The sequence below is a fragment of the Flavobacteriales bacterium genome, assembly GCA_016704485.1.
In the GTDB taxonomy this organism is placed as follows: Bacteria; Bacteroidota; Bacteroidia; order Flavobacteriales_F; family PHOS-HE28; genus PHOS-HE28.
Map to the genome: position 1 here is coordinate 856,891 of JADJAA010000001.1, position 17,047 is coordinate 873,937.

A 17,047-nucleotide genomic window follows, 5' to 3' on the forward strand; every position below is an offset into this window, starting at 1 on the left:
GGGTAATTTCACTTGGGGAAGATCATACTCATGGGGTACAGCCCGTTCAAGTTTTGCGCGAATGTTCGCACCTTTGACCATGCGGACGACCGGCTGGATCCTTCTTGCGCTCGTGGTAGTGATAACGGCAGCTTCCTTGGTGAACAAGCAACGCTGGTGGATACGCATGTTCGATCTGCCCCGTGCACAGTTGATCGTGCTTGGTGTGCTGGCCATCATGCTCTTCGCCGTGTCCGGGCCATTGCGCGAACCGGAGCTGGCAGCTCTTTTCCTGTTGGCCATCAGCATGATCCATCAAGGTCGAAAAGTGTTCCCGTACACGCCACTCGCACCGGTGATGTCCATACGCGGTGTGCCTAAAAGCGAGCAGGATCGATTGTCCTTGATCGCGGCCAATGTGCTGGGTCCGAATCGCGATGTTGCTGCTTTCCTGCGCGTAGTGGAACAACACGATCCTGACCTTGTGTTGACGTTGGAGTCCGATGCCTGGTGGGAAGCCGCGTTGGAACCGCTTGAGCGCACGCGACCGCATACTATCAAAGTGCCCTTGGATAATTTGTATGGAATGCATCTGTTCTCCCGGTTCCCACTTACCAACACTGAAGTGCGCTATTTGGTGGAGGATGATGTACCATCCATACGCACCACGTTAACATTACCCTCTGGCGCAACCGTACTCGTGTATGGCGTGCACCCCCGGCCCCCTGCACCCGGTGAGAACAGAACGGCAAAAGAGCGCGATGCGGAACTGCTCCTCGTGGCCCGTGAGATCGAAGAAGCGCCGTGTACCACGTTCGTTGCTGGCGACCTGAACGATGTGGCCTGGTCCACCACATCCGACCTGTTCCGGAAAACCAGTGGGCTGCTGGATCCCCGCCGTGGCCGTGGCTTTTACAATACCTTCCATGCAAAAGTACCCTTGTTCCGTTGGCCTTTGGACCACATTTTCCACAGCGAGGACCTTGTGTTGTTGGATCTGAAGCGCCTACCACCCTGTGGATCCGATCACTTCCCCATGTACATCGCTATGGAGTACCGCCCACTGGTGAACAATGGCGATACTCCGGAACCACTTTCGCCGGATGAGGATGAAGAGGTGGATGAGAAGATCGCGGAGGGAAAGGCACATGCCGGTAAGGGATGATGGTGCGGCTGTTCAGCACGTATTTCCAACGGCGTTCAGTGTACGGACCCAAATGAGGGTCAACTGCCCCAAGCTGTGGACCACATGCCACGACGAAAACTACGCCAAGGTCCGCGCGAATCAACTTTTATAGTGACTGAGCCCGCCGGTACTGGCAGTATTCTGCGATCACTACGGAGCAGAAGGACATCCGGCCTAAAAGATCGGAATGCTGTTGGCATGATCACTGGAAACATTCACTAATTAAAACCACCAGACCCATGAGAACGCAATTGACCTGTTTCGCGATTGCCGCACTATTCACTACATCCCTGTTCGCACAGACCCCGGAGAGTGCAGAACTTCCTGTGAAAGAAGCTACGGATGGTAGTTGGATCGGTATATCCGGCACCGTTGAAAGCACCAGCACTGGAAGTTTCATGCTTGATTATGGAGACGGTACCATCAAAGTGAGCGTTGACCCTGATGGTACCAACCCGCATGAGTTCATTGCCAACGAAGCAGTGACGGTGTATGGCATTCTGGATGAAGGATTTTTCACAGCATCCACCATCAACGCACGGACCGTTTATCTGGATAGCCAGAAAAGTTATGCGTGCACAAGCGATGGCGCCGACGCCAAAGTAGCGACATTCATGCCCGCACTTTATACGGGCACTGTCGTGTATGGTAGTGTTACCAAGTTGACCAATGACGGGTTCGTGGTGAACGACGCGGGAACCATGGTTACCGTTGATACAAGCGCATTGTCAGGAGCAACAAAGGAAGCGACCGGTGATCCAGCAGTACATGTTGGGGATCGTGTTGCGGTGGTCGGCGATATCACTAAAGGATTCTTTACCGGACGTACGCTTGCTGCTACTTCCTTGAACGTGGTGCATTGATCGCGAGCATAAGCAATTCTGTACATAACACGCTAGTTAAGACCCCGGCCAAACCGGGGTCTTTTTAGTTGAGGTAGCGATGCGATCCATTCAGGACAGATACACATTGAACATCGCGCTAGCATTACCCACTTCCATGGATAGGATCCGTGAGGCATCCTATGCCCCGATCTGGGGCAGTTCCGCTCCGCAAGTGGCAACTTAACCGGTGGGTCTACGCACGATGCCACGTGGCGCGAAGGTTGCGGCACGGATCGGTATGAAAACACTGTTGCGAAAAACCACTTCTCCCGGTATCTCCGTCGTGACCATTACAGCGCTGTTGATCATGGGATGTTCGAATGCTGACAACAACAGCGTGAGCATGAATGATCGGGACATTGGGCTGAGTGAGAACGTGATGGCCGACTCGGAGAATTTCGAGATCGGTAATGCTGCACCCGCCGATCAGGTTCCCGTTCACTTCGACACGCGGCTTTATACGGAAGAAGGAGGGCTGATCATTCGAAAAGAGGCCAACACACGTGAACCAGCCACCACACCTGCTGAGGAGCGAAGCTATTTGGCTGAAGATCTTCACAGGATCCGCCTACCATTGATGGCCGAGTTGGGCCGTGTACGGGATCGCCTGAACCTGGGTGGCCGTGAAGAACCAAGTATCAAGGCCGATGAAAAGCGCGCCACTGAATTGGCAAAGAGTCTGGATCGTGTGGACCGCGCCTTGGCCGTTATTGAAGCTAGTACCGACAGTACATGGAAGTCCGAACGTGAGCGCCAGCTGAAGGAGTTGAAGGTAGTGCGTGAATGGGTAATGCGCTACCGCGCAGTGCGCCCCACAAGTTCTACATCGCGCATGTGATCTGGATGAGGCTGTGTTGAATGGCTTAGCCTTCGCAGCTAGTCCGAACAGCCTGATAGTACGATCAGTCCGTCTGCTTTGCGCAAGCGATCCATCAGAAGCAACATGCGTTCATCGTATGCATCTTCTTCCCCATCTTCCAACTCGGCAATTTCCGCATTCAATTGTACAATTTCCGGCAGTAGGACATCTAGCTCGCTGCTATGCCTATACGCCGCGATCTGGTGAAAACACAGGTAGCCTGCACACGCGATCACTTGGGTCGGACGCTGATGGAAGAGGACCGTATCACTGACCTGTAGGTCGCTGGAGAGCCACTCCAATGCCGACACGCGCTCGTAGGCCTCCACACTTATGTTACTTGTCGCTGCACTGTCCAGTTGGAAGGGATCGAACAGGTGATACAGTATGGCCTGGTCGGTTTTCGCGCAATCGATCAACCCTTCGGCGCAGTAGCGATATGTCGCTCTATACCTGCACCACGTACTGTCCGTCGCACCATCAGTGTTGAACAAGAGCGCTTTCAAATACGGGCTACTGTGGATCGAATCCACATTCAGGTAACACGCGCTTATCGTGCGGTAGCATGTAAGTTCTTGACCTGTGATCATGGTCACTTTTAACGCGAGGGCGTAATTGGAATAGTGGCATTCCGCTTTTGCGGTGGCGCATGCTAGAAGTAACAGCTGAAGAATGGCATTTCTCATGTCGCACGTTCTGACCCGGCAACAAGATACTCGCATGATCTGAAGAACGCAGCAGCATCATGCAGTAGCTTCAACGCATTCACTCCAAAACAAAAGACCAGTGCAGCCATCCATTGCCGCACTGGTCTTCAACAAAGAATTGGATCAGGCTCAAACGCGCAGGCGACCTTCTATACCTCCATCATCTTTACTGCCTGTAACAATGGCAGCCATGATCTTGATGCCGGCCACGATCTTCCCATCCTTCGTGTCCCAGTAGTAGCTGTCCAGTGGTGTTACTTTCATCAACCGCAGGTCTGGATCCTCGGCGCCTTCGGGCACCCATGCTTCCGCCCATTTGCTGAACAGTTCCTTGATGCGCTCGCGATCGTTGGAGAATTCCACCGTGCCATTGATCGTAAGGAATTCCTGATCCGATGGGTTCGAGAAATAAAGATCCGTACGTGGATCCTTCATCAGTGAAATGTATTTGCTGCTGGTGCGTAGTGTTAGGAACCAGAAATTGCCGCTATCGTCAACCTCCGAAACACTCATCGGGCGACTTTTGGAAATGCTTTCTTTCAGATCCGTCACCATCATGCAGATGGTCTGGTGATCCACGATCTCTTTTAATTTCTTGATGGCCTCCTCGCCCATCAGTTGTTTTTTATCGCCCATTGTTCAGTTGTTTTTCTCTGAAGAACGCCAACATCATGCCGATGCCCGAACAGCGCATTCGTGGATCTGGAATGTGGAGGATATTGCACACTTGTCTCGTGAAATGGGTAATAGCAAGAAGATGGAAAGGTCGGCGTTGACTTTACGAGGAGCGTACACTTCCCCGTTACCCCGAATGGTTCTGAATTTGATGAACTCGATGAAGTTCCTGAAGTCCAGGTCCGGAAGAGATCCACAACGCATACTTTTAGCCGAACGCAAGGCGCTCCTAAAAACTATTTCTTCAACAGACATGAACTTCAAGCAGAACGCGAAAAGCTTTTGGGAAAACCTGAAGACCACCGTAACCAAGTTCGGGGAGATCGACCCGTTCACCCAAGCAGGGTTCTTGGCCTACACTACAATTTTCGCGCTGCCGGGTGTGATCATCATCGTAGTGGCCATTGCTGGTTTCTTCTATGACGCGAACGAGGTGCAGACCGCCATCTACTCCCAGTTCGGGTCGTTCATTGGCAGTGATACCACTGATCAACTAGAGACCATTGTGGAACAAGCCGATAAACAACACAGCGGCATTCTGGCAAAGATCCTAGGCGTTCTTGCTTTGGTTGTGAGTGCCACAACTGCTTTCGCGGCATTGCAGCGGGGCTTGAATAAAGTGTGGCGCATTGAACCTGTAAAGGGCCGCGCAGTGTGGCGCTACCTCGGTAGCCGCATGATCTCGTTGGCACTGATCGCATCCTTCGGTTTTCTACTCCTGATGTCACTGGTTCTCGATGCCGTTCTGGTGAATGTCGGGGAACGCGTCGGGAGCTGGGTGCCAGCGGAGGATATCCTGTTCGGTATACTGGGAATGGCCGCTTCATTCGGAGTGGTCACCTTGGTATTCGCATTCGTATTCAAGCTTTTGCCGGATGCTAAAGTTCCGTGGCATTCGGTCTGGGTGGGTGCACTCTTCACAGCGGTGCTCTTCACGTTGGGCAAGTTCTTGATCGGCCTTTACATAGCCAAGACCGGTGCTGCGGATGCCTATGGCGCAGGCGGCGTGGTCGTGATCGTAATGTTGTGGGCCTATTTCTCCACCTTGATCCTGCTCTTCGGTGCGCAGTACACCTATGTGAGTTCCGGTGCAGCATCTGAGGAACCGGGTGCCGACAATGCAGTTATCGATCCAGCGAGAAAGGTAAAGACCTAAGAATGCTAGTTTCTTGTTGAACGTAGTGTGGCTTTGGCGTACTACCAGAATTGAGAGCGCAGCTGAACACCTACTGTAAGGAACCGATCCGCTTTTAGCAGTTCGCGCTCTCCATAATCTCAATTGGGATAGTTGGCATGATCAACCAGATGATCATAAGAAAGGTACTCCGCCCGTTTGAATTTGAAGCGCTGTGCTTAGTCACTGAGCGGTGATGATCACATTACCCGTGCTACAGCATTTTGCGATCCGCTCCGGCTCATCGAATGATGAAGATGTTCGTGAACATGACGCGAGATGGGCCTAGAGAGTAGTGTCTGGAACAGAACCGAACTACGACCCGCAGCCCCCACAGGCATTGCACGCTGCACAGGCCGCGCGCTGGGAAACAGCTTCACCCGCCACTTGCGTACTCTTCTTCGCGTGGAACACAGGCAACCACATCCGCAACAGGTAAGCTGCTGAGATCAGTACGATGATGGTTGCTATAAGGGTCTGCGTCATCCGGTGATCGCGTTCGTTAGTTGGTACGTGATCAGACTTGCAAGGTACGCCAAACCGAAAAGATAGCCGCCCATGATCCACATGTATTTCCACGAGTTGGTCTCGCGTTTCACGGCCACGAAGGTGCTGAGGCACTGCGGTGCGAACACCAGCCAGATGAGCAGTGAAAGTTTGGTGGCCAAGGACCATTCCGTTGCAATGCGTTCCCGCAGCTGGGACTCCACATCCTCATCATTGCCGTCCATGGCGTAGGTCATGCCCAACGCGCTGACCACCACTTCGCGGGCAGCCATTCCGGGCACCAGTGCAATGGAGATCTCCGCGTTGAAACCGATGGGCGCGAACACATGTTGAAGTGCATGTCCCATTTCGCCGGCCAAGGTTCCCGCTATGGGCGAGTCCGACTGTGCGGCGCGCGGCGAGGGGATGCTGCTAAGACCCCACATAACAATGGTGAGCGCCATGATCACGGTACCCACGCGTGTAATGAAGATCATGGCGCGCTCATAGATACCATAGACGAGGCTGCGCAGATCCGGCCATTGGTACGGCGGCAATTCCATCAACAGGTGCGGTCGTGACCCTTCGCGTTCGCTGCGTTTGATCACCCACGCAACCGTCATGGCCGCCACGATACCGAGCAGATATAAGCCCACCATGACAAGTGCACCGGAGACAGGTTCGTTCGGAAAGAGCGCGGCAATGAGCAATGTGTAAACCGGAATGCGCGCGGAACAGGCCATCAACGGCGCGACAAGAATAGTAGTAAGCCGATCGCGCCAATTGGTGATGGTGCGTGTGGCCATGATGCCCGGTATGGCACAGGCGAAGCTGGAAAGTAATGGGATGAAGGAGCGTCCGGAAAGACCGGCCTTGCTCATGGGCCTGTCGAGCAGGAATGCTGCGCGCGGCAGATAGCCCGATGCCTCCAGAGCAAGAATGAACAGGAAGAGGATAAGGATCTGTGGCAGGAAAACGAACACGCTCCCTACCCCACCAATGATACCTTCCACCACGAGACCACGCAATGCGCCGTCGTCCATGTGGTCCCGCACGTATCCGCCTAATAAAGTGGTACCGTCCTCGATGAATCCGGAGAGCCAAGCACCCAACGAGAACACGGCGACGAAGGTGAGAAAGAGCACCACCGCAAGCACCACGAAACCCCACACCGGATGCATAAGAAAGCGATCGATCCGATCGCTTGGATCAAGGTCCACGGCGGGTTCGGTGACCACGCGCTTACAGATGCGTTGCACCTCTTTCTGCGTGTCCATCACTTGTTCCAGTCCTGGAGCCTTCCACGCCACGGGTGTGCTTTGCTTAACGGGAAGATCCAAGAAAGCGCGCAACTCATCGGCACCATGGGCTTGCACGCTTACGGTGCGGATCACCGGTACGCCGAGTTCACGTGCCAGTGCGTCCACATCGATACCGATCCCGAACTTCTCGGCACGGTCCATTTTGTTCAGCACCACGACCATGGGGATGCCCAAGCTTCGCGCTTCCAGCACCATGCGCAAGTGCAGGCGCAGGTTGGTGGCATCGGTAACGCACACGAGCAGATCGGGAAGGGCCTCTCGGCTGCGCCCGGTCACCACATCGCGTGTCATGGCCTCATCGTTCGAGAGCGCATTCAGGCTATAAGCCCCGGGCGATCAAGAACCTTTACGCTGCGCCCTGCCGTGGTGAACAATATTCCTTCCTTGCGCTCTACCGTTACACCGGCGTAGTTGGCCACCTTCTGGCGGCTGCCGGTCAGTAGGTTGAACAGGGCGGTCTTACCACAGTTCGGGTTGCCGAGCAGAACGATGTGTGCTGGAAGGGTAAGGGTATCCACCTCCATAGCTATGGCTCCAAGGTCACAAGAATGAAGGATGCTTCGTGACGACGCAACGCGAACGTTGTGCCGCCCAAACGTACGGCCAAAGGTTCATAACCGGCAGCTCCCGTGGCCACTACGCGCACGCGCTCCTCGGGGACGAAACCCAGTTCCACCAAGCGCAACACCAGGTCGCGGTCCACGTCAGTGGTGGGCATGATCACCTCGACCACATTGGCCCAACGGTAGGCTGGTAGCTCATTCAGGCGAATGGCAGTGATGCTTGGGGCGTTCATTGGAGGGTCGTAAAGGTCCGCTTTGCAGGCGGAACCCGGTATACCTCGATCATGGTATTCCGGTGGGACCATCGGGCGGGGCGGAATGGGCTTGAGCGTAAGGCTGATGGATGGCTCTTTAAGCTGGACCAGTGGGTGGATCAGCGAGCGCGATGGCAGTTGGGTGCACCATCCAGCGCACAAGGCAAAGGCATAAGTGGCTAGTGTGTTCCCTAAACGTTGTGTGACTTCCGTCGACTACCAGAATTTAGAACGCAGGGTAATACCCGCAGTAAGGAACCAATTCGCTTCGAGCAGTTCGCGCCCTCCGGCAATGTCAATTTGGATATTGGGTATGATCAGCCAGAGAAACCCACCATCCAAAGTAATGTTTCCTCTATTTTCGACAGGCTGTCGCCAATGGCCTTCACCGAAGATCGAAAATGCATCGGAAAGCTGCTGTTGACCGGAGGTCGTGATCGTAAATTCAGGCACATCCGATCCTGGTTCCAGCAATGCGCCTGCATTCATGGTCAATTCAAAATTGGGAGTGAGATCGCGTACGGCAAGCACAGCGAAACGTCCACCGCTGGCACCTTGATCATCAAATTGATATTCGCCAAGCACCGCTAAGTTGATCTCATCGTTATTTATCAGACCGATCTTGGTGCCCACGCTCCAGGAATATTCCTCCAACTGTTGCGCATTCAGGGTTCGGTCACCGTCCAGCCTCAATTCCACACCTTTCAGAATGCCAATGCGCAGCAACGCAATAGGTAGATCCGCATTCGTACTATCTCCTTCGAACCGATCCCGCTGCACACCGGCTTCCAATTGTATGATCCCTTGCGGCACTGGCGAAGCCCCTTCGCTAAAACCCGGTTGGTCACTTTGAAGTTCTTGGGCACTTAGGGAGGCACGCAGGAAAACAAAACACGCCATGGTGATCCATCGCACGAATAGTATTGGCCGCTCCATCAATGTACGTCGCATGCATCCCTTGAATTGCTCCGTGCTGTTCTCACGATCTCTAACGATATCCGCAGTGGGAAAAACCTCACCACGGCATTGCGCAAGTATACTGAGTGAATTCTTGAACATTCCCAGCCCACGATAAATAGCACACCGTGATCGATCCAGAAAAGATAGAGACCTCCGTGTTCTTTTGTGTGAACAGTTCCACATACCTTGCGCAGGCCAGCAATTCCGAGCAAGACCATGGACAACTTCGCACGCATGATGCAACTCGCCGAGGAGGTCTTCGCGGTGCATGAGGACCCGACCCAACTGCAAGTGGATGAAGATGTCTTGGCGCACTTGCGGCAGTTGCATCCGGCGTCGGTGAGCGAGGAGGCTGACCCCAATGGACCGGTGGCCTGGATACTGCTGATCCCTACCACGGCGGAATTAATGGAAGGCTTTCTCATGGGCACGCTCACCGAGCAGGAGTTGTATGAGCGAACGCCAGTGGGTGCAGCGTACGAGGCGGTATACCTGTGCAGTGCAATGGTGTTGCAGGAGTATCGCCGAACGGGCCTTGCCGAACGGACCACGCTGCAGGCCTTGGAACAGATCCGCAAGGACCATCGCATCACCACCTTGTTCTGTTGGCCCTTCACCGAGGGGGGCGATGCGTTGGCGGTGGCCATTGCGCGCGGATCGGACCTGCCGTTGCGGATACGTGAGCGGTAAGGCGCATTGCGATAGATCACCGTTAACCGTTTAACGATGTTCTGCGTTCCGCCGAGTTCCAGCACAGCATGTCGGTGATCCGGTGACTTCACCTTCAGCAGAATTCGCCGAGCTTATCCTTGTTCAGCGGAGGTTTTGGCAAGTGATCAGGATCGTGCATTACCACTTATCCGCGTGTGCATCCACTTACCAATTCGTGCGCTTACGCTTGCATCACTATCCGATACCTTCATGCACTGAACGCCATGAAAGCCATTGTATGTTATCGTTACGGACCACCCGAGGACCTGCTCTACAAAGAGGTGCCTGAGCCTGTTGCAAAGGAACATGAGGTTCTTGTGCGCGTGCATGCCACATCGGTGAACGACTATGATTGGAGCTGGGTGCGCGGCAGGCCGTTGATCTATCGGTTGCTGTTCGGGTTATTCAAACCAAAACATCCAATACCGGGAATGGAGCTATCCGGCACTGTTGTCAAATGTGGCACGAACGCGAACCGTTTCAAAATTGGTGATGCGGTACATGGCGACATCTCCGCAAAAGGGTTCGGGAGCTTTGCAGAGATGCTGGCGATCCATGAAGAAGCGCTCGTGCATAAGCCTGCGGATATGTCCTTCGTCGATGCCGCTGCCATTCCGCATGCGGCGTTGCTGGCCTATCAAGCACTGATCGGGATCGGCAAGATGCAACGCGGTCAACGGGTCTTGATCAACGGTGCTGGAGGTGGTGTTGGATCGTTCGCGGTGCAACTGGCCAAGAGCTATGGAGCAACCGTTACGGGTGTTGATTCCGCTGCAAAAGGATCGGCACTTCTTGCACAAGGGTACCACCACGTAGTGGACTATGCACGAACGGACTTTACCCGAACAGGTGAACGGTACGACCTGATACTTGATTGCAAAAGCACCCGCTCCCCTGCCGACTGTGCCCGCGCTTTAGCGCCCGGTGGACAGTACGTTACCATCGGAGGGGATCTAACGCGAATGCTGCAGTTGCTAATTGCACGACTCTTTGGAAAACGCCAATTGCATATCCTGGCATTGCGATCGAATGATGGACTGGAGCATATCCATGCACTGTATTCGGCCGGAAAATTGAAACCCGTGATCGATGGGCCTTATCCGTTAGAGCATGCCGCGCAACAGATCCGCCGTTTCGGCGAAGGGAAACATGTTGGGAAGGTTGTGCTTCTACCAACAGGTCAACGTTAGCGCGCAGAGCCTGCCCTACCTGTAGCTCGCAGGTCTCGAAGCGAAGATCACTATGCGGGTCCATGATCACGCAGTTCATTACCACGACCACGACGTCGCACACGTTCACTTCTACAAGAGCGCTCGTATCGATCCTTCGCTATCTCAACATCCCGAAGAAGATCGTCAACAACACGATCCCGATAAGATCCATCCACACACCGGCCTTAACCATTTCGCGCACCGGAATGCGACCGCTGGCGAAGATGATGGCCTGCATGGGCGAGGCCACGGGCAAAGCAAAACCTAAAGTTGCCGCGAGTGTTGCGGGGATCAATAACCAATGTGGATCCATGCCCCAAACGGTTGCGCTTTCCGCGAGGATGGGTAACGTAAGACTGGCCGTTGCCGTGTTGCTGCCGAGTTCGCTCATTAAACAGACCACCGAACTTACCGTCGCAATGAGTGCGGTCGGGTGCAAGGAATTGTAGTCGTTCAGCGCTGTTACCATGATGTGGGCCAGACCGGTTTTCTCCAAGCCCGATGCGATCGCAAAACCGCCACCGAACAAGAGGAGTATACCCCACGGAAGTTTCTGTTCCGCAATGTCCCACGTCATCAGTGGGCCCTTTGTTCTGGTCATTTCCGCGGATGGCATGGGTGCTTGAATGAGGAACAAAAGGATGGCCGCAGCGATCGCGATCGCACCATCGTTCAACGCTGTGAGCTGGAATTTTTCACGCCAACCCATTACGTTTACCGTATCTGAAAAAGAGATACCATCGCCCGTTACCCAGAGCAGTGCGACCAGCGCGAAAAGAATGCCTGCTTTTGCCTCGGCATTGGTCATTCTTCCCATGGAGCCCAAGCCTTCTTTTACTCGAGCAACTTCAATGATGCGGTGCGTGGGAACGCGAAATACGATACGCGTTATCAACAACCATGCGAACGCCATATAGATCAACGCAAAAGGTATTCCGAAGGACATCCATTGTCCGAAACCGATCGGTGGCCGTTCCGGCCACATGGTCCTTGAGATCTCCAGGAATATCAAATTCGGTGGTGTTCCAACGGGTGTGGCCATGCCACCGATAGTTGCTCCATAAGAGACAGCCAACAACAACGGTACGGTGAGTTTCTTGCGTGCTTCCAGCGAGCCATCCCCATCCAACAAACTGAGTGCGATCGGCAACATCAACAACACACAACTGGTGCTGTTCATCCACATGCTGATCAATGCACTGGCGAGCATGATGCCAGCGACCAACCGAGGGCCGGTGCTCCCTACAAGCGATACGATGTGCAACGCGATACGCCGATGCAGACCAGTACGTTCAATGGCCAAGGCGAGCAAGAATCCACCCAGAAAAAGATAGATGATCTCTTTGCCGTAATTCGCTGTAGTACCCGCCATGCTGTCGATGCCGAACAACGGGAAAAGCACCATCGGCAATACCGATGTTACGGCCAACGGTACGGCTTCGCTGATCCACCACACGGCCATCCACGCAACGATGCCCGCCATGGCCGCCGGTGCAGTGCCGTTTTCGTGCATGGTCCAATACACCAGCAGTGCAGTGAGTGGTCCGGCGAGTTGGAGGAAGCGACGCATAATTAAATGTAGAATGTAGAATGTAGAATTATCGCGCCTGCATGGCCGAAGAAGATCTAACCGTTAATGGACGTTCATTAACGTGAATGAACTTTGGACTGCATGGTAGTTCGTTCCACTTTTTATGATCGCTTTGGAGTAACCATGAACAAGACCGTCAAGGAAACAACGGCGATCAGTAATCCGAGGAACTCGCGCACTACTTCCACGTGAATATCCGTGGCTTTCATTTCGCCGGTGATGGAGGGCATGCCGAGCTGGAACCAGTCGATCATGCCCGGGGTCATGGTACACATCCAAATGAAAAGGATGGCGGCTACTGTGCCGATGACGCTCCGTTGCGACTTGCCGAAAGCAGCGATCACGAAGAGCGCTGAAGTAATGGTATAGGCGGCGACCCAGATGATCGGGTCGGGGTCGTTCAAGTTCAAATAGGCGAAGGCTGCGAAACACAAAGCAAAGAACAAGAAGACGGCTTTTTTTCATGGTGCGAAGTGGTGTTCGTGACGATCAGAATTCGATGCGGTAACTCACGTTCGGAATAAGTCCCAATTGGTATTTGGTCACCACTTCCCGTTTGCGTACATCGAAATATTGGTACGATACGTTCTGCGCATTGGTCGCGTTCAACAGATCCAACGACCACATGCCGGTGTGTGCTTTGCGCTCGCGTTTCAGATAGACGCGCAGATCCAATCTGTAGAATGTTGGGTACTGGCTGCTATAAGGATCCGTGAGTTGCGATGCAGGGTCCGTGATCGGTGTGTAACGTTGACCACCGGTTAGGTTCGCACGCATGTTGATGCCCCATGTGCGTTTCAATCGCTCCTTCTCCTTAACGAACTCGCGACCAATGACCACATTGCCAATGGCTCGTGTGTTCCATCGGCTATTAAGCGTTCGGTCTTCCACATCCGTGTAGGTCGCATCCAATACGGTGCCATTTATTTGGTAGAAGAAATTGTTGTGGAAGCTATGATCCAAACTAAGTTCCACGCCATTATTCGTCGCTTTGCCACGATCCGATAATTGCATGAAATAATAATCGTCCCAGCCGTTCACTAAACTACCACTTCCTGTTCCTATCACTCCAAAGAACCCGGAACCACTTGAGATCGGCACATCCACCAATTGCCGCACAAACACTTCACCGTGCATCACGAGATACGGCTTGAACGGATGATCATAAGCCAACACGATCTCCTGTATACGCGTCATGCCAATGGAGCTATTATCGAGACCGATGAACTGTGTGGCAGGAAATAATTGTGTTCGTGGCAGTTGTCCGCGTTGACCTGCACTCAGGGTCAACGTTCTGCCTTTGAGCGTGCGCCAGCTCATGGTGACACGCGGTTCAAGCACCTCTGAACCATTCGGTGTGTAGTACGAATACGCCAAGCCAACACTAGCGCGTAAGCGTTCGGTAAGATCATGCGCCACTTCGCCATAGGGTCGCATCAGCCATCCGTCGATGACTTCATCAATGAGGATCGTCTTGCGCATAATGCGTTGCATCGCACTACCGCCCAATTGGTAATTCGTTCGTGATCCGATACTGCCTCGCACGTACGAGACGAGCGATAATTTTTGTTCACTAAGTGCATTGCGCACGGTATATACAGAACCACGCCGTGCAAAAAAAGGTCCGGTCTCCGTCCGTTCCTGATCGTTCTCCGAGATCACCGCGGTGGTCTTCCAAACGGCGTTCTTACCCAATGCTAACCGGAAGGTGGTTCCGGCCGCACCCACCTGCGATGTGTAGTCTATGTTCTGGCTGTCCTTGTCGAATTCCCATTCCGTGGGATCCTTGGCGTCGAACACGTTGCTACTGTTGCCGCCCATGCCGAAGAAGGTGAGCTGTGCCTTGTCCTTGAACGGAATGGAAACATTGAATGATAGGTCCTGGAAGGTGATCTTTTCATCGCCCAACGCAACGCCCATCGCCCCAAGCAACCCAAGTGTCGAGTAGCGGTAATTGATCAAGTACGTAGCGCCTTTGCCTTTCTTGAACGGCCCTTCTGCACTGAGGTCGATACCGATAAGTCCGGCTTGCACCGTGAACGCATGACGCTCTTTGGTGCCAGCGCGCAAATGCATGTCCATGATACCACCCAACGCATTTCCATACGGTGCAGAGAAACCGCCCAGCAAGAGCCGGGATGTACCCAACATCTGTGCGCTCAGAATAGTTGTTCCACCGCCACTCAATGTCGGCAGGTCATTTTGTGTCCCCGCATTTCCAGTGTGGTTCGGGTTCACGATCTCGGCTCCTTCCAACAGCCACGCATTGCCCGCTGGTCCATTGCCACGCACACTGAAATGGTTGGCCTGATCATTCGTGGAAGCAACTCCCGCAAAACTCATGGCCAATCGTGCTGGGTCGAAAAAGGTGGCAGGGTAACGCAGACTTTTTTCTACCGTGAGAACATGTGTTCCGATCGCATCCAAGCGTTGTGGTGCCAGAGCGCGAACTTCCGCCTCGCCCAATTCATTCGCACTGCGCTGCATGGATAGCTCCACGCTTTCCTCCTTGCCCGCACGCACCCACACCTCCGTGATCTCCGCTGGGGCATACCCTACAAAGGATGCGCGAACACGGTGTATCCCTGTCGGCAGATCGGTCATCCGGAATGTGCCATTCGCATTCGTGGTAGATCCCATGCTTGAGTCTGCAACGAATACTTCCACGTAGGCCCCGGACAAAGGCGTGTTGGTCGTAGCATCGACGACACTCCCCGAAAGGGTTGCAGTTGTTTGTGCAGCACCACGAACAACGAGAAAACAACAAGCTGAAACAAGGAGGTACCGGGCGATCATGGTACGAACTTACACGTGCAAGGCCGTTCAGCGGAAATGTGTTGTGTGAAGTATCCTCTTTTTGCTGTTGACATAAGTTCCACGCGGTATCCCTAACCGCTAAAACTTCCAATTTACCGCAACCCGCCATCCTCTCGCCCATTTCCGCCATCCACGCGATCGGACTGGCGAGAGCTAGATGATCACAGGAATTTTGGACCCATCGAAACGAGATCATCTCCAAAAACCTCAACACCATGAACCATTCAACAAGTACTCCCAACAACTCGCATTCGATCAAGCGTTCCACCTTGAACTGGGCCGCCATGATCATGCTACTGTTCGCACTGCCAGCATGCCAAAAATGCTTGACGTGTGAGGTCCACGTAACCGATAGCAACGGTCAATCGGAAACGCGACCCTATGATGATCAATGTGGCAACAAAACGCAACTTGACATGGTACGGCAAGGGTGCGAAGATGTCGCTCAACTATTGGGAGGAACCTGTGTTTGCACCAAGGGCAATTGAATTGGCTTGCGTCGAAACCGACTCCATCAACAACGAACATTAAAAACCAACTAAAACCATGAACCATTCAACGTCTCCTTTCGCGAATAGGGCCCTTCTGGTCCAGAAACCGAAACAAACCCAACCTATGCGCTTCCTTGTTTCCCTCTTGTTCTTGCTGTTCCTTCTGCAGGGTGCAACTGCGCAGGTGATCACAAGGCTTAGTGGTGGAACGTCCTATTTCTCATACAACGTGAATGATCTCGCCACTATCGTGATCAATGCGAGCGAGAACGATACCATAATACTGCCGGGTGGGCCCATCAATTGCACTGGGATCACCGTGAACAAACCCCTGACATTCATTGGTGCCGGGGTCCTTAACGCTGGGACCGCAGTAACCTTGCCTACCGTGATTCCTTATGCCTACAATCAGGATATTGTCATCGCATCCGCTGGCAGCGGTACCCGCTTCCATGGAATCAATTTTGACCGTGTCGTTCGATTCACCGGTGGTGTATCTAATGTGAGCTTCATGCGTTGTGCCTTTGCAGGATTTACACTTGCTGGATACCAACAGGTCCCACCATCCAATCTTAATATCAAGCACTGCATCTTCAGAAGCGGCATTGGAAATGGTAGCTACACAGCACCACAAGGTCTTCTCGTGGAGAATAGCATCATTGCGGGAGGCATCAACATTGGGTCGATCGCTACGGCGCAGATCACCCAGTGCATCATCCTAAATATGACCAACAATAATGGTGTCAACCAAGGTGTGGTATTCAGCAACAACATCTTCACTCGAAGTTCTGGCAGCTTTAGCCTCAATAGTGCCTCGACCTATTCTAATAATCTTTTCGCCATGAACGGCGGAAATACTATGAACTGGAATGGCGCAATCGATGGTGGAGGCAATGTAGGCTTTCAGAGCACGCTCACCAATGTTTTCTTCAACCTCGGCTCATACACCACCTACGACGAGAGCTACGACTATCACCTCGTCCAAGGCAGTATAGGCTTAACGATGGGTTCCACTGGACAGGTCGGCATCTACGGTGGTCCCTTAGGCTCACCTTGGAAGGAAGGTGCCATCCCCTTTAACCCCCATTGGGTGAGTCTACAACCCTCATTGGGCTCCACCAACGGGGGAACGATCAACGTTACTTTCTCAGGCGCTGCCCAACAAAACTAAGAAACC

General features: G+C 53.4%; 17 protein-coding genes and 1 pseudogene. 9 read left to right on the top strand and 9 right to left on the bottom strand.

Features of this window, described 5'->3' with window-relative positions:
• Positions 1-79: 79 nt before the first annotated feature.
• The 3 genes from IPF95_03730 to IPF95_03740 all read left to right on the top strand — a co-directional run bounded on the left by IPF95_03730 (position 80) and on the right by IPF95_03740 (position 2,887).
• Positions 80-1,144 carry an endonuclease/exonuclease/phosphatase family protein gene (locus IPF95_03730; protein MBK6473805.1) on the top strand — a complete coding sequence of 355 codons (1,065 nt, stop codon included), beginning with the start codon at positions 80-82 and terminating at the stop codon, positions 1,142-1,144.
• Positions 1,145-1,404: 260 nt separating this feature from the next.
• Positions 1,405-2,028, top strand: a complete 624-nt coding sequence (locus IPF95_03735; GenBank protein ID MBK6473806.1) for a hypothetical protein — start codon at positions 1,405-1,407, stop codon at positions 2,026-2,028.
• A gap of 208 nt (positions 2,029-2,236) precedes the next feature.
• Entirely contained in the window at positions 2,237-2,887 is a 651-nt protein-coding gene (locus IPF95_03740; protein MBK6473807.1) for a hypothetical protein, read from the top strand.
• Between the two features lie 38 nt (positions 2,888-2,925).
• Here IPF95_03740 and IPF95_03745 read toward each other — a convergent pair whose 3' ends face one another.
• Both IPF95_03745 and IPF95_03750 read right to left on the bottom strand, forming a co-directional pair.
• Positions 2,926-3,594, bottom strand: a complete 669-nt coding sequence (locus IPF95_03745; GenBank protein ID MBK6473808.1) for a hypothetical protein — start codon at positions 3,592-3,594, stop codon at positions 2,926-2,928.
• Positions 3,595-3,744: 150 nt separating this feature from the next.
• The gene (locus IPF95_03750) at positions 3,745-4,251 is read right to left on the bottom strand and encodes a pyridoxamine 5'-phosphate oxidase family protein (GenBank protein MBK6473809.1); all 507 of its coding nucleotides are present in this window, start codon (positions 4,249-4,251) and stop codon (positions 3,745-3,747) included.
• A gap of 292 nt (positions 4,252-4,543) precedes the next feature.
• Here IPF95_03750 and IPF95_03755 point away from each other — a divergent pair, with 292 nt between their 5' ends.
• Positions 4,544-5,446 carry a YihY/virulence factor BrkB family protein gene (locus tag IPF95_03755; protein ID MBK6473810.1) on the top strand — a complete coding sequence of 301 codons (903 nt, stop codon included), beginning with the start codon at positions 4,544-4,546 and terminating at the stop codon, positions 5,444-5,446.
• A gap of 333 nt (positions 5,447-5,779) precedes the next feature.
• Here the strand turns inward: IPF95_03755 and IPF95_03760 are convergent, their stop codons facing one another.
• The 3 genes and pseudogenes from IPF95_03760 to IPF95_03770 all read right to left on the bottom strand — a co-directional run bounded on the left by IPF95_03760 (position 5,780) and on the right by IPF95_03770 (position 8,068).
• Complete coding sequence (locus IPF95_03760) at positions 5,780-5,950, bottom strand: hypothetical protein (GenBank protein MBK6473811.1); 171 nt, start codon at positions 5,948-5,950, stop codon at positions 5,780-5,782.
• Positions 5,947-7,796 (bottom strand): annotated as a pseudogene (locus IPF95_03765) (ferrous iron transporter B). Before IPF95_03765 ends, IPF95_03760 begins: the two are co-directional and overlap by 4 nt.
• A 2-nt stretch (positions 7,797-7,798) precedes the next feature.
• Entirely contained in the window at positions 7,799-8,068 is a 270-nt protein-coding gene (locus tag IPF95_03770; GenBank protein ID MBK6473812.1) for a ferrous iron transport protein A, read from the bottom strand.
• 51 nt (positions 8,069-8,119) lie between these two features.
• Between IPF95_03770 and IPF95_03775 the strand changes: the two genes are divergently transcribed.
• Positions 8,120-8,272 carry a hypothetical protein gene (locus IPF95_03775; GenBank protein ID MBK6473813.1) on the top strand — a complete coding sequence of 51 codons (153 nt, stop codon included), beginning with the start codon at positions 8,120-8,122 and terminating at the stop codon, positions 8,270-8,272.
• A gap of 33 nt (positions 8,273-8,305) precedes the next feature.
• On the opposite strand, the gene IPF95_03780 is transcribed toward IPF95_03775, so the two are convergent.
• Entirely contained in the window at positions 8,306-9,148 is an 843-nt protein-coding gene (locus tag IPF95_03780; protein ID MBK6473814.1) for a transporter, read from the bottom strand.
• Between the two features lie 117 nt (positions 9,149-9,265).
• Between IPF95_03780 and IPF95_03785 the strand changes: the two genes are divergently transcribed.
• Entirely contained in the window at positions 9,266-9,739 is a 474-nt protein-coding gene (locus tag IPF95_03785; GenBank protein MBK6473815.1) for a hypothetical protein, read from the top strand.
• A gap of 245 nt (positions 9,740-9,984) precedes the next feature.
• Positions 9,985-10,950 (top strand): NAD(P)-dependent alcohol dehydrogenase, encoded by a 966-nt coding sequence (locus IPF95_03790; protein MBK6473816.1) that lies wholly within the window; start codon positions 9,985-9,987, stop codon positions 10,948-10,950.
• A 139-nt stretch (positions 10,951-11,089) separates the two neighbouring features.
• Here IPF95_03790 and IPF95_03795 read toward each other — a convergent pair whose 3' ends face one another.
• The 3 genes from IPF95_03795 to IPF95_03805 form a co-directional block, all read right to left on the bottom strand.
• Positions 11,090-12,541: an SLC13/DASS family transporter gene (locus tag IPF95_03795; protein MBK6473817.1), complete on the bottom strand. Its 1,452-nt coding sequence runs from the start codon at positions 12,539-12,541 to the stop codon at positions 11,090-11,092.
• Between the two features lie 122 nt (positions 12,542-12,663).
• Entirely contained in the window at positions 12,664-12,966 is a 303-nt protein-coding gene (locus tag IPF95_03800; GenBank protein ID MBK6473818.1) for a transmembrane 220 family protein, read from the bottom strand.
• Positions 12,967-13,051: 85 nt separating this feature from the next.
• Positions 13,052-15,358 carry a TonB-dependent receptor gene (locus tag IPF95_03805; GenBank protein ID MBK6473819.1) on the bottom strand — a complete coding sequence of 769 codons (2,307 nt, stop codon included), beginning with the start codon at positions 15,356-15,358 and terminating at the stop codon, positions 13,052-13,054.
• A gap of 236 nt (positions 15,359-15,594) precedes the next feature.
• Here IPF95_03805 and IPF95_03810 point away from each other — a divergent pair, with 236 nt between their 5' ends.
• Both IPF95_03810 and IPF95_03815 read left to right on the top strand, forming a co-directional pair.
• The gene (locus tag IPF95_03810; GenBank protein ID MBK6473820.1) at positions 15,595-15,867 is read left to right on the top strand and encodes a hypothetical protein; all 273 of its coding nucleotides are present in this window, start codon (positions 15,595-15,597) and stop codon (positions 15,865-15,867) included.
• 127 nt (positions 15,868-15,994) lie between these two features.
• Positions 15,995-17,041, top strand: a complete 1,047-nt coding sequence (locus IPF95_03815) for a hypothetical protein (GenBank protein MBK6473821.1) — start codon at positions 15,995-15,997, stop codon at positions 17,039-17,041.
• Positions 17,042-17,047 lie beyond the last annotated feature (6 nt).